The 14623-nt window shown below is 36.7% G+C and carries 10 protein-coding genes; 5 read left to right on the forward strand and 5 right to left on the reverse strand.

From position 1 onward, the window contains the following. Nucleotides 1-10 precede the first annotated feature (10 nt). From BZG01_RS03120 to BZG01_RS03135, 4 genes are all read right to left on the reverse strand, one after another. A complete protein-coding gene (locus BZG01_RS03120; protein ID WP_101308373.1) occupies nt 11-1456 on the reverse strand; it encodes a glycosyltransferase family 2 protein in 1446 nt (481 codons plus the stop codon). Then, a complete protein-coding gene (locus tag BZG01_RS03125) occupies nt 1453-2466 on the reverse strand; it encodes a HEAT repeat domain-containing protein (RefSeq protein WP_143470818.1) in 1014 nt (337 codons plus the stop codon). Before BZG01_RS03125 ends, BZG01_RS03120 begins: the two co-directional genes overlap by 4 nt. A gap of 376 nt (nt 2467-2842) precedes the next feature. Beyond that, nucleotides 2843-4132 carry a YaiO family outer membrane beta-barrel protein gene (locus BZG01_RS03130; protein WP_101308375.1) on the reverse strand — a complete coding sequence of 430 codons (1290 nt, stop codon included), beginning with the start codon at nt 4130-4132 and terminating at the stop codon, nt 2843-2845. 98 nt (nt 4133-4230) lie between these two features. Beyond that, on the reverse strand, nt 4231-5403 hold the full coding sequence (locus tag BZG01_RS03135) for a hypothetical protein (protein WP_101308376.1): 1173 nt from the start codon (nt 5401-5403) through the stop codon (nt 4231-4233). A gap of 302 nt (nt 5404-5705) precedes the next feature. On the opposite strand from BZG01_RS03135, the gene BZG01_RS03140 reads away from it, so the two are divergent. The 4 genes from BZG01_RS03140 to BZG01_RS03155 all read left to right on the forward strand — a co-directional run bounded on the left by BZG01_RS03140 (nt 5706) and on the right by BZG01_RS03155 (nt 9627). After that, nucleotides 5706-6056 carry a DsrE family protein gene (locus tag BZG01_RS03140; RefSeq protein WP_101308377.1) on the forward strand — a complete coding sequence of 117 codons (351 nt, stop codon included), beginning with the start codon at nt 5706-5708 and terminating at the stop codon, nt 6054-6056. 9 nt (nt 6057-6065) lie between these two features. Beyond that, complete coding sequence (locus tag BZG01_RS03145; protein ID WP_101308378.1) at nt 6066-6728, forward strand: DUF2461 domain-containing protein; 663 nt, start codon at nt 6066-6068, stop codon at nt 6726-6728. A gap of 376 nt (nt 6729-7104) precedes the next feature. Beyond that, the gene (locus tag BZG01_RS03150; RefSeq protein ID WP_101308379.1) at nt 7105-9033 is read left to right on the forward strand and encodes a DUF3857 domain-containing protein; all 1929 of its coding nucleotides are present in this window, start codon (nt 7105-7107) and stop codon (nt 9031-9033) included. Between the two features lie 240 nt (nt 9034-9273). Continuing rightward, a complete protein-coding gene (locus BZG01_RS03155) occupies nt 9274-9627 on the forward strand; it encodes a four helix bundle protein (RefSeq protein WP_101308380.1) in 354 nt (117 codons plus the stop codon). 111 nt (nt 9628-9738) lie between these two features. Here the strand turns inward: BZG01_RS03155 and BZG01_RS03160 are convergent, their stop codons facing one another. Then, nucleotides 9739-10908: a hybrid sensor histidine kinase/response regulator gene (locus BZG01_RS03160; RefSeq protein ID WP_180327187.1), complete on the reverse strand. Its 1170-nt coding sequence runs from the start codon at nt 10906-10908 to the stop codon at nt 9739-9741. Nucleotides 10909-13083: 2175 nt separating this feature from the next. Here BZG01_RS03160 and BZG01_RS03170 point away from each other — a divergent pair. Then, the gene (locus BZG01_RS03170; protein ID WP_101308383.1) at nt 13084-13998 is read left to right on the forward strand and encodes a carboxypeptidase-like regulatory domain-containing protein; all 915 of its coding nucleotides are present in this window, start codon (nt 13084-13086) and stop codon (nt 13996-13998) included. The last annotated feature ends 625 nt before the right edge of the window (nt 13999-14623 follow it).

The raw sequence follows: 14623 nt of genomic DNA on the forward strand, positions 1-14623 counted from the left end.
AGGACTTGAATCAATTCTTTTTAATTTTTTCCTTTTGGTGTAGAAATCCTTTTCGCTCCATTTTACCCCAACTTCTGTTTCCCATTAAATATTCTATATTTCCCTTAACTGCGAAAAATAAACTTATTGGATGAAGAATAAATGGCTCTAACAAGGCCGCAATCCACAAGCGAAAAACGTCCATTTTTCGTTCGTAACGATGAAAAGTTAATTCCTCGTACAAAATTGCCCATGTAGAAAAAAACACCGCAAAAGTATATACAAACAAAGACGTAACCAGTATAAAACTCAGGCTTAAATTATCTGTAAAAAACAACACAATCATATAGATTATACCCACCACTTCCACCAGAGGTGCTAACCACTCAAATAAAAACCAGAAAGGATAACCCAGCAAACCCATGGCACCATATTGTGGTGAAAGAAATATTTTTGAATGATCAGTCAGTGTTTCAATCGTACCACGGGTCCACCTACTCCTCTGTCTTCCAAACACTTTCAAACTTACAGGAGCTTCTGTCCAACACAAAGGATCAGGAACATATTCGATCTTATACTTCTCGCGATTCTCGGACATGTATCGTCGAATTCGAACAACCAATTCCATATCCTCACCAATCGAATGTGCATAACCACCACTTTGAACCACCACTTCTCTGTCGAACATTCCCATTGCACCTGAAATAATAATCAGCCCATCGAGCTGAGCCCAAGCCATTCTGCCCATTAGAAATGAACGCGTATATTCCAAAACCTGCATTCTGGCTAAAATATTCCGCGGGACTTTCACGTTGGTTATTCGTCCGTTTTCAACCAAACACGAGTTGGCTATCCGCACAACGCCCCCGGCAGCAATTACTCTTCTGTCGGTTCTTTCCAGGAATGGCTTAACTAATTTCAAAACGGCATCCGGCTCCAAAATAGAATCAGCATCAATCGCCATAAATAAAGCTTTATCTGATACATTAATTCCTGCATTCAAGGCATCTGCTTTCCCTCCGTTTTCTTTGTCGATAACCACTAAATTGGAATATGTAGAAAGAATCGATTTGTACACTCCTCTCACCTCTTTAGTTGGAATCTCCATATTAACTGCAAAATCGACCTTCTCTAATTTAAATGCAGTTTGCAAATCCTCAAATGTCGAATCCGTACTCCCATCATTAATAACGATAACATCAAAATTATTGTAATGAATCGTATAAATAGACTCAACATTATCTACAATAGTTTTGGACTCATTAAATGCCGGCACAAGCACCGAAACAGAAGGAGCCAAAGGAGAATCAAGAATTACATTGTAATCTACAAAGCTATTCTTCTTCAAATAATAATTCAAAGCAACTCCCGAAATAATACTCAACGTTGTATAACTAAAGATCAAAAGAAATGCATAGGAGATAAAAATCCCATCCAAAAAATAACTTATAAATCTTATAAACTCATCGTAATTCATATTCTTGGATCTAAAACATGACTGATTATCCTCTTCAATTCTTCATCCCCGTTTTCGGAAAGTGATTGCAGCTTCACAATACCAGGTACGCCAACAAGTGCCAGAGACTTACAGCATTCCATTCTAATCTTAAACTCTTCATTGTTGATATTTTCAATAAGGAAATTCATCTCACTCTCCAAACGCAACTGACCAATCGATCTTATAATATTAATCTGATTAGGAAGCTCCTCTAATAAAAAAAGCTTTTTCAACTTACCAACAGCCTCCTCACTCTCCAAATCAACCAGAGTTTTAATAACCTTTCCTTTCACCAAATCATTGTCATGATACAGTAATTCCATCACTTTTGGAGCTGCTTCCCTTTGTTTTAAAACGCGTATCATGTCCAAACAAAACATCACCACAGAGTCATTCCAGTGATCAAGCCACAAATGAAATTCTGGTATTTCAATTCTCTTTTTGCGAATTAAATCGAAAACATTAATCTGCTCCCAAACAGTAAACGGTTTTTCCTGAGAATCCAGAAAAGCAAAGGGTACAAAAGGCAGCAACTTAATTAATCCCATCTGAGATTCAATTCGAAGAATTTCATTTGGTCTTTTAAGAAACTCCATAATATTTTTATTCTCACTCTTCACTCTCATGTGACTGAGTTCACGAATCCCCCTAATTTTATGGTGCCATCTCTTACGAAGTTTTCCTACGGAATCTTCATTTAATTTCATATCCAGATACAACTTTCTAATTTCACTGCTTACCAACTTACTCTCTGCCGTATCAATTGAAATTAAAACCGCCGTCAATATCTTTCTATGAAATTTAGACTTGACATTTTTCAAATCTGACAATTCTTTCTCCGACAAATCATCGATCAAAAAGCGAACAATAATTTTAGAATACTTTTGATACAACAATTCTGTTTTCTTCTTCCGATAAGAAAGGTATAACTTAGAAAAAAGAATTGATGGAAGAAGAAAAACCAATGCAACAAAGAAAACAATGATCATGGAAATGATCAATCCATTCAGTGCATTGTATGGCAGCCTTTCAAATGCATAATTTACAATTGACTGAGTTTTCTCTATAAATGTCTTTAAAAAATCAAAAAACACGAGTAGTACCCCCTGAACATGACCAGCATATTCTAACAGCTCAATTAAAATTATATATATAAACTTTATCTGCATCCTACTTCCTGCCCTCCTCCTTAATTTCCAATTCTTTTTTCACAGCCTTTATTTGTTACACAATAAATGATTCCTGTCCAGAAACATAAGCTCCAATATTCTCCACACTCCCAACCGCTGAATGAACATTTGTCCAGAACTCTTTGTTGGCATACATTTTAATGAATTATTAACTGGAATAATCCATTCCTAATATTTAAAATTGATAAGACAACTTCACCGAGAAAGAAAACGCTTTCCTCTTTTCATTAACCCTATACTCTTCCCGTTCATAACCAAATTTCAGGAGATAAAGCAAGCGATCGGTCCCTAATCGGTCCTGATAGGACAATCTTAATTTTCTACTTTTGTATTTGTATACATCCGGTGACGAAAAATTCCCTCTGGGTTCATCAGGCGAAATACCTGTGGCTAATTCAAGACCTATATAATTCTTCGAATCTCTTAAATACCTTCTTGCTTCCAACCAATACACCTGTGAGACATTACCATTTTCGGGGGTCAGGTATGTTCGAAAAGAAAACCAGTATTTCCTGTAGTATTTTTCCAGCGAAGCTGTGTAAATGAAAATATTTTTATTCCCTGCATCAGAATTGAACTGAAGAAACCGCATGCCTGCCGACACACCAAATTCCTCTGGTAATTTATGATACAATTCAGCTCCTGCACGATGTTTAGGAAACAAATTATTGGGAGAATATCCATAATTTAAATAAGCATAACTCATTTTAGTTACCCGTGGGTAGGCATCTATTTCAAATTGTTTCGCCACCTCCCTGGACCAAAAACTTTCACCATCAGAAATTAAATCACCCAAATTTATCTTCCCAATAACAGTACCCCAACTATTGCGCCGGGCCAACTGAAACGAACTTAAATGCCACTTTCTATTGTAAGGCTCTTTGAAATACTCATAATCATGCTGATAAATCGCTTTATAAACCATTTTAGATGATCTGTATTTTTTCATCAGAGCCAACCCCTCTTCACTGCCGGGATTCAACTCTAACAGTTCATCAAGAACAAGTAATGATTTACTTTCCTCACCAATATCCTGCAGCAGCTTAACTTTCTGAACTAAAAAGGCCTCTTCATTAGGAAAAAACGACAAACCATACTCACAATAAAAAATTGCCTTATTAGGATCTCCTGCCCATTTTTCCATATCAATCATAGCAAAAATGGCATCACTATTATCAAAATCTTCATCCAAAACCAGTTGTAACTCCGCTCTTCCCGGTTTAAAATTTTTATCCCAGCCATAAGTTCTCCCAATTAGTATTCTCGCATCATAAAACTTTGGATTTTGATTCAAAATTTCAGAACAGATACTTCTGGCTTCTTCACGATTCCCTGCAAAAGCCAATTCCCTTGCCCGATTAAATTCATCTAAACTATTTTGCTTAGGCACAGAAGTTTCCTGAGCAAACCCTTGCCCAATCATGCAAAATAATAAAAGTGTTAAGAGAGATAAAAATTTCACCATCCAAAATACATTGTTTATGTTTATTTAAAATAATCAATTAAAGTAAAACAAAGCACAAATGTCCAACTTATACTTGACAATATCAAATTAGTTTAAGTTTAATCCACACACATCACCTTTCGAGCCTTTCTTGCTGATATACTATCCATTACAGTCCCCATAAATGGCCGGTAATACTTCCAGAAAAACATTTTCCTATCTTTAACCTGATTCGCATTGTAAAATGCACCACTCAATCTATTAATTCCATTAAAGTAGGAAGAATAAATTCCCATTTCGTTGTTTGAAAAATCACAGGCAAAATAAATAAACCGATAATCCTGATCGTGTTCCAAAATTGCCGGAAACTTTTTTGGCAAATTAAACTGATCCAACAAAGCCTTTCCTTCTTCATTCACATCTAAATTAAACCACGCCAAAACATGATTGCGTGAATCGGTTGAATTGATGTCAAACCAAAATGGATAATATATTGATTCAGGTACATTATATTGCAATTGTGTACTCAATTCACTTTCCAAAACGGGAAAATGTCTGTTTAAATGTTTTTTAGCATCCAGAATAACAATTCTCTCTTTATTATCAACCAAAACGATTCCGGCATTTTTAAAATCATACTTCTTCTTATAATTCTTTTTATACAAATCCGGCAACCAGCTGGGAATTTCCGGATCAAGCACTGTATCTAAAGTATGGTAATATTTACCAACCCATCCACTCCATTTTAGTCCCAGCAATTGTTCTGTTTGATTTCTAACCAATTCCGAAGTAGGCGCTGCAATAAAATTAAACTCTGCAATGATCGTTTTGCCTTTTCTCTTCATCTCTCTTATCAGGTTGAACTCTGCCGGTTGTAATCCACCATAAAATAAGGATATTGTATCCTTTCCATAATCCGGATGATCTTTCCAGTTGGAATTATAAATTCCATATGTATCGGCAAAAAATGCGAGATCCAAAGAATCAGCAAGTGCAGACAACCCCTGCTTTTCTAAAATGCGCAGATCCTTTATTATATACCTGCCATCACCTCCGGGATGAAAGCCGTAAAAATCCTCCGCAAAGTTATATTCCTCTCCATTCGATTTTACCCAACGCTTTTGATTGGCAACCCAAAAAAAAGACAGGTGCTCAGAATAATTGCCGTTTGGAACTGTTTTATCAACAACTAACAGATTCATTTGAACCTTATCTTTAAACTTCCAACAGATCCAGGAAATAACAGGAATCATCAGAAGCAAGAGAATTATTATTCGTAGTAATTTCCACATTCGCTCTTTTTATTTTAAATTACTTGCAATATTCATCTTTATAACGGATTTAGTCAATATTAAGTTTGTTTTTTTTGATAAGTAATTTTTATTCAAGGATGTAAGGCTCTTTTTTTGACTTGACTGATTTCATCCTCCTTTTAATAAAAATAAATTTCATAGCCGAAACCATGATATTCATCTATTAATTAAAAGTATTTTTCCATGAAAAACATTCTTGCCGCAACATTTTCCGCTTTCAGGAAATCTGTTTCAATTCAACGGATTCTTATTGTCAGACCCCCAATACTCATGAACAAGATATGAAACCAAACAGAAAACAAAAATTAGCAGTTGTCTGGACAAGCGGAGACCGGGATGTGGCTCTTAAAATGGTATTTATGTACACCTACAATGCTAAGAAAATGGGCTGGTGGGACGAAATTAACCTTATCGTTTGGGGACCATCCTCAAAACTGTTATGTGAAGATGCAGAGCTTCAAGAATACATTGAAAGAATGCTGCAAGAAGGAATATCCATTTTTGCATGCAAAGCCTGCGCTGATATGTATGATGTTACTCCTCAACTTGAAAAATTAAATATTGATGTCAAATTCATGGGTGAAGCACTAAGCGAAACTCTTCAAAAAGACTATAAAGTAATTACCTTTTAACATTACAACATGCTAAGCAATAGTATTTACGAGTTTTTACTCGAACTAAGAGAGAATAACAACAGAGATTGGTTTCATGCGAATAAAAAAAAGTACGATAAGGCCAAAAAGGATTTTGAACTTTTCGTTGAACTAAGTATCGAACAAATCAAAGTTATTGATCCGGATCTATCAGGACTAAATGCCAAAGACTGCATTTTTAGAATATTCCGGGATGTTCGGTTTTCTGAAAACAAACAACCCTACAAAACACATTTTGGAGCTTTTCTGTCAAAAAATGGTCGGAAAAGCAAATATGGAGGTTATTACATCCATATTGAACCCGGAGGAAGCTTTTTGGGAGGCGGTTGCTACATGCCTGCACCAAATGTTCTTAAGGCCATTCGTGAAGAAATATTTCACAACCCACTGGAATTTCAAGAAATCATCACGAATAAAGAATTCTCATCTCATTTTCCTGAAATGTACGGTGAAAAACTAAAGACTGCTCCACGTGGTTATCCTAAAGATTTTGAATACATCGACCTGCTAAATTTCAAGAATTATGCGGTAGGGAAAATGGTGCCCGATCGAATCGTGTTATCAGAGCAATTTTCTGATGAGATTTTAGAATGCTTCACCAGTTTACGAACGCTAAATACATATCTAAACGAAATACTGGCAGATTTATAAAACGAAATTCTCTTTTCATGATGAAATTTCCTTACTAATATTAGCGGAGGAAACCGTAAAACAAAACCTTTTCTTAGTTGGAGCAGATCACTCTTAACCTCCTAAAAGAAAAGGTTTTCTACTGATGGCTGTCGATACAATTTAAATTACCTGTTCAATTTAAGTTGATAAAACCATGTATCCTGAGATTTAGATTCATTCTTTTATGTTCGTTTACTATATTAGACGAGCTATACAAAAATTTACCTGATTAAGTACAATTGAGATTGAAAACGAACAAAATGAAATGTTCATGCCAAAGATATTATAACACACAGGGGGATGATTATTCCAGCATGGTAAGTTGCATATGGCAAAAACTTAAAATTATAATCATATGAAGCAAATCACACTACTAAGTCTAATTGCTTTCTTTTTAGTTCTTACGCCTGCCTTTGCAAAAAAAGAAACATTTAAATATCCTGCATTTACCATCCCTGCCGAACTTAAAAAAAATGCCAATGCCGTAGTTCGTTTGGATGAAGCCGAATTTACGGTACACTCAAGAAAAAGCTCCAGTCTGACACAAAAAATGGTGATTACAATTCTAAATAAAAAGGGAGAAGTTTACGCATCAATTCCATTTGGATACAGCAAATTTGAAACTTTGGAGAGTTTAAAGATCACCATCTATAATTCCCTTGGCATAGTGATTAAAAAAGTAAAGGAATCAGAAATTAAAGATTACAGCTATAGTTCTGCGGGTGAGTTGATAGGAGATTCGCGTTTCAAAATTTACGAACCTGTTCAAAAGCAATATCCATATACTATTGAATACGAATCGGTATCAGACTACAAAGGTCTTTTTGTTTATCCAAGCTGGAAAGCCTATCCCGGCTATCTGATAGGTGTTGAAAAATCCATCATGAAAGTCATTATTCCTTCGGAGGAAAAATTACGATACAAATGCATTAATTTTAAAGATTCAATCAGTACTACAACAATAAATGACCAAAATATCTACCAATGGGGTATCGATAGTTTGCCTGCCTTAAAAAGCGAAGCTTACTCTACCGGCGTACTCTCACAATCACCTCAAATTCTTTTGGCTCCTCTCGATTTTGAAATGGATAATTACCCAGGCAGTTTAGAAAGCTGGAATAGTCTGGGGAAATGGTCGGCCGTTTTAAATCAAGGACGCGATCAGATTCCTGAAGAAGAACAGGCTCATATCCTGGAACTTACCAAAGACTGCCAGACAGATATTGAAAAAGTAAAAATATTGTATGAATACATGCAATCGAAAACACGTTATGTTGGTATACAATTGGGAATAGGTGGCTGGCAAAGTTTTCCGGCCGAAATGGTTTCGGAAAAAGGCTACGGTGATTGCAAAGCATTGTCGAACTACATGAAGTCCCTGCTTAAAGTCGTTCATATTCCATCTAATTACACTTTAGTGAAAGCAGGGGAAAGCAATAATTTACAACATACAGATTTTGTACACAGCTATTTTAATCATGTTATTTTACGGGTTCCGCTGCAGAAGGACACCATTTGGCTCGAATGCACAAGTCAGAAGATGCCTTTTGGCTATCTGGGAACCTTTACCGACGACCGCGATGTGCTGTGTGTAAATGATGATGGCGGAGAACTATGCCATACTCCTTTATATACCATAGAACAAAACCAGCAGATTCAAAATGGTACTTTTACCCTATTGGAAAATGGAAACGCGCATGCTGAAATCTCGACTGTTTACACTGGAATTCAATACGAAAACATTGAAACTCTTTACCATAGAAGCAGTGTGGATGATCAAAAGAAATTCCTTTACGAAGAACACATCAACCTACCCGATTTTACAATTAATGATTATCATTTTCAGGAGGATAAAAAACAAATTCCATCGTCAGTTTTAAGTGTAAACCTTGATGTAAGAAACTATGCTTCGCAAACAGGGGATCGTTTATTCATCCCATTAAATAAAATCAACAGAATTACTTACATTCCTCCCAAATTGGAAAACAGACTCACCGACATTCGCTATATCAGATCAACTGAAGATAAAGACAGCATCTGTTTTATACTACCTGAAGGATACAAAATTGAAAGTCTTCCTGAGGAAAAAATTATTGAATCGGACTTTGGATACTATCAAAGCAATGCTGAATTGGTTGACAGTAAAGTTTACTACATACGAATTTTCCGTAAAAATAAAAACACATTCAATGCATCCCGCTACGAAGAGTTTCGGTCATTTAGGAAAGAACTCGCAAAAGCCGATAAAGCAAGTTTGGTACTAAAAAAGATTACGAAATCCTGAAGGGGCTGAATAAAGTCTTGAAGGGTCTTGAAGGGTCTGGAAAAGTCTAAAAGCCAGAATAATCAAAGAGGCTGGAAAGATCGAAGGGGCTGAATAAAGTCTGGAAAAGTCTTGAAGGGTCTGGAAAGGTCAAAAGGTCTGGAAAAGTCTAAAAGCCAGAATAATCCAAGAGGCTGGAAAGGTCGAAGGGGCAGGAAAAATCCAGGAGTTTAAAAGAGTAAAAAAATACGAAATAATTATATGAGTACAATTAAAAAATTTGAAGAACTGGTGATTTGGCAAAATGCCCGGAAATTGATTAATGAGATATACAAAGAAATGAATGGGATTAAAGATTTTGGATTCAAAGACCAAATTCAACGAGCTTCAGTTTCTATCATGAATAATATAGCCGAAGGTTTTGAAAGATATTCAGACACTGAATTCAGACGTTTTTTGGACATTTCGAAAGCTTCATGCGGTGAGGTTCGAAGTATGCTTTATTTAGCCGAAGATCTCCATTATCTTGATAATAATACAGCTGAAAATTTACGGAAAGATTGCAGGCTAATATCAGGTAGTATTCAGAATTTAATTAACAGCTTAAAATCCTAATCATTCAATCATAAGCCACTTCCATACTATTTTAACCTTTCGACCTTTGGACTCTTCAAAACTGTTTGACGCTTCGACATTTCAAGACTCTTCGACCTTTCCAGACTTTAGTTAGTACACCGGAAGCTGAAATGAAACCCGAACACCACCTTCGCTAAGATTCTCCACATCAACAATGGCCTTGTGTAAATCCATAACCAATTTCACAACTACCAAACCAGCGGTAAAGCGTTTAAAATCCTGTCTTCGGTCTTCTTTGCTTAGTTCAAAAAAGTGGAATGTGTAATTCACTTCGGATGGAGTAAACTGCACTCCTAAATCCTGAACAAAAACCTTGACACTTTGACCTTCCAACGAAGCGCCAACCAAAACTTCGGAACGCGAAGGTGCATTGGTAACTGCATTTTCAATTACTTTCTCCATGCTGATGCCAAACAATTTCTCATCACCACGAATGATATAATTCTTAGGGATCTCTACCTTTACTTTAATCTTTCGCTCAGCGATCAATGGTTTTAATTTTTCGATGCTGTCTTTGACTACCTCGTAAACAGAAATTCCCAAAATTTTCATTTCATAACGATCAAAACGCAAAGCAGAAAGAAGTAAGGCCATATCCGAAACACCAGTCAGTTTTTCACAAGCCTGAATAATGTAACGCACATATTTTAAATTGGTTTTATTTTTAATGGAAAATTCCAACATTTCAGCAAAACCCACAATACCATTTAGCGGCTCTCTCAGTTCTGTTGACATGAGTGACAGAAAATCGTTTTTAGCATCTTCGAGAGTTGAAAGCTGATGGTTTGCATGCTCAAGACTTTGGTTTGACTCAACCAACTCCATGGTTCGGGCAGCAACCCTCTCCTCCAATTCCAGATTCATCATTTTCAGCTCCTGATTTTTACTTTTTAAATCAAGATGCGTATTCACTCTGACAACTAATTCCTGTGGATTGAATGGTTTGGTGACATAATCCTGAGCTCCTGCTTCAAAACCTTTAATTATGGATTCTTCATCAACTCTCGCAGTGAGGAAAATTACAGGTATATCTTTTGTTTTTTCTTTTGATTTAAAATACTCACAAACCTCATAACCATCCATTTCCGGCATCATGATGTCCAGTAAAATCAAATCAAAACTTTTTGCAACACACAGCATTATCGCATCTTTACCATTTAATGCGTAACTAATTTCGTAGGAGTCGTCGGAAAGAATGGATTGTAATACTTTAATGTTATCTGGTATATCATCAACGATTAAAATCTGGTATTTCTTCATTTCCGGTAAATTATATAAGTAGTCAGTAGTCATTGAAACAGAAAATGTAAGAATCAGAATATTTAACATTCATGCACTCTCACAATATTAACGCATAAATATAACACATAATTCTTTACATAGAAACCTAAAAACTGTTTTTTTTTGAATGCTTGTTTTTTAGATTGGATCGTCGAACATTCTAAAAGTAAAAAGTCAAAAAGTCTGGAAAGGTTGAATGGTCAAAACAAATACCTTTTTTTGACTATTGGATCTTGTGGCGCAGAAGAAGATTCTCTTTTTATTTTAAAGGCACCCCTCTGCCTGTCGGCATCTCCCCTTAAGATGGGAGAATTATTTCATTAGGCATTCGGCTTTTAATCCACTGGCTGAAGCCAAGTGGCAAAGCAAAGTTATCCTTATTCTATACCATGGGCCAAAGTCACATGACAATCCAATCCTCTACCTCTTTTGATTACAATGGACTTTTAGACTCTTTGACCTTTCAAGACTGTTCCAGATTTTTTTCATCAAACACCCCTCTGCCTGTCGGCATCTCCCCTTAAAAAAGGGAGAATTATTACATTAGGCATTCGGCTTTTAATCCACTGGCTGAAGCCAAGTGGCAAAGCAAAGTCATCCTTATTTTATACCGTGAGCCAAAGTCACATGAAAATCCAATCCTCTACCTCTTTTGATTACAATGGACTTTTGGACTCTTTGACCTTTCGAGACTCTTCAAGACTTTTTATCAAACACCCCTCTGCCTGTCGGCATCTCCCCTTAAAATGGGAGAAATATTACATTAGGCATTCGGCTTTGAATCCACTGGCTAAAGCCAAGTGGCAAAGCAAAGTTATCCTTATTTTATACCATGAGCCAAAGTCACATAGTAATCCAATCCTCTACCTCTTTTGATTACAATGGACTTTTGGACTCTTTGACCTTTCGAGAGTGTTCCAGATTTTTTAACTTTTGGACTTTTCAACCACCATAATGATAGATTAAAAGACTAATTATCCTGACAAACAGACTGATTTTAATGATTATTAACATTTATTTTGATTTTTAATTAAACATCCGAAAGGATTATATAAATATTTTTATTTACATTTATTTTAGAATTATGTTACAGCTGTTTTAATTCTTTGTTTGCAGGTTGATATGCGAAGAAAAATATCAATTTGAATGTGATGCCGTATCGAAAGAGATGCTTCTCCGGTAAGAATCCGGACAACTATCGTCTCCTGATCAGTATGGGAAATCAGGAACCAGGCGGATGTCTCCCGGTACCAGATCCAATTACTCTCTGGGTTATTTGCCAAGCAATTCGTGCAAATCAACCCGCATCATCTGCACAAAGCGATTTCTGCAAATGACTTACTTTCAACAATTGTTTTTATCCATCAATACTCAATTCTATTTCAACAACAATTAAAACAGCTTTATTTCCTTCAATAGATCGTTAGATATCAGACATGAAGTATTAGATTGATTTACAATACGCTTATTTTCGAATGTTTGCATCGAAACACATACCCGTTCAAAAAATCACTCTAAAAAATCAAGCACTTACAAAACCTTAACGAACTATTGTCATTTATTTTCAGTTATAAATTTAGTTATAAATCATTGGTAGATTACAGGAACGAAAGTGCTCCGGACAAAGGTGAATCCTCCGCAAGGAATAATATTTCTCTGTGGCACCATTTCTGATCAGTGAATTAACAGAAGTAAATTCCGGCATCATTTGATGACCTGATGAAGTTCTGGATTGACTTTGTTTTTTCATCTGATCAGTTGATGAAGTTCAGGAATCACTTGGTGAAGTCCGGGAATCACATTGTATTTTCATTTGATGACCTGATGAAGTTCTGGATTGACTTTGTTTTTTCATCTGATCAGTTGATGAAGTTCAGGAATCACTTGATGAAGTCTGGGAATCACATTGTATTTTCATTTGATCACCTGGTGAAGTTCTGGATTGACTTTGTTTTTTCATTTGATCAGTTGATGAAGTTCAGGAATCACTTGGTGAAGTCCGGGAATCACATTGTATTTTCATTTGATCACCTGGTGAAGTTCTGGATTGACTTTGTTTTTTCATTGAATCAAGCTCTGTTTCATTTTTGAGCTGTACTTCGCTCAAGTACCCGAAGTTATGTTCCTGTTTTCTAACATTTAAAACAAAAAATTATGCAAAAATCATTAGAGTCTCAAAAAGAAATGCAAAGAACATTTCGAGGTTTTATAAGTGGTAATCAAGTTAAACTGGATGCAGTCCCTGTTGTGAAGGAAATCACTGATTTGCAGGTGGCTAAAATGGATCGGTTCGATGTTCTGTGGGAGCTTACTCAAACGAATAACAGCGGCACCACCATTACCAAACACAACACAAAGGCATTGGCAGCCAATTATCTGAACCGCATTAATCTTCTTTTCTACAATTATTGCCTGAAAAGCAACAAACTGGAAGATCTTCCCAATTTAAAGGGCAGTGTTTCGTTTTACCTGAATTTGTCCGATGAAAAATTCATCAGTAAACTGGACTTTACCTGCAGATTTGGTGACAACTTGGGCGATCAACTGGCCGAAACAGCTGTGAGTACAGAAGAATTGGCAGATCTTAAGGTGCTTCGCTCGGGCTATATCGATCTGGCTCCAAGACCCAGGGAAATAAAGAGCAATACAAAAATTTCGAATCAGGAACTGAAAGATGTGGGGGCAGAAATTCTCAACATTAACAAAATCAGACTGGACAATGTGATGCAATCTCTCTTTGCCGGTTCCGATCCAGAATTGTATCAAAGTTATCTGGAAGCTACCAACATGATGAAAGTGGGGCGTCGAAAAACTGCCGTATCCGGAAGCATTACCGATAAGGTAAGCAAACTAGCGGTTCTTCAGGCGCACATCCTGATTCCTGAAGCGGGAATTGATCACATCTGTACCAGTAAAAAAGGCGGGTTCCGAATTGATAAACTGAACCCGGGCACCTATCAAATTCAAATTAAAGCCGTAACCTATAAAACAATCAGCATGGAATTGGTACACCGTTACGGTGAAACCAATGTGCTTGAGGTGGAAATGGAGACCGAGAACGGGTTATAATAGTCATTGGGAACTGGTCATTCGGAATCCCAAAAATGGAAACATTCCTGCAAGCTTTAAAATGCAAAACCCAAAGAATTGAATTTCTTTGGGTTTTGTTCTGCTGTTAATTCCTCATAAATAGTTTAGCCCCGAAATGGAAATGCTGCGCATGTGGTCATCCTGAACGGAGGAACGAAGTGAAGGATCCCATCCATTTTGGCTTTTCGTCAGTGCTTGTTGAAACACCTCTCCCCGGCCTTTCCTCTTTTAAACAACTCTATTAAACACCTCTCCCCAGCCCTCTCCTGAAGGCGAGGGAGTTAGCCCCGAAATGGAAATACTGCGCATGTCGTCATCCTGAACGGAGAAACGCAGTGAAGGATCTCATCCATTTTGGCTTTTCGTCAGTGCTTGTTGAAACACCTCTCCCCGGCCTTTCCTCTTTTAAACACCTTTATTAAACACCTAACCCCGGCCCTCTCCTGAAGGTGAGGGAGTTAGCCCCGAAATGGAAATACTGCGCTGTGGTCATCCTGAACGGAGAAACGCAGTGAAGGATCTCATCCATTTTGGCTTTTCGTCAGTGCTTGTTGAAACACCTCTCCCTAGCCTTTCCTCTATTAAACACCTTTATTAAACACCT

Source organism: Labilibaculum manganireducens (assembly GCF_002843385.1).
In the GTDB taxonomy this organism is placed as follows: Bacteria; Bacteroidota; Bacteroidia; order Bacteroidales; family Marinifilaceae; genus Labilibaculum; species Labilibaculum manganireducens.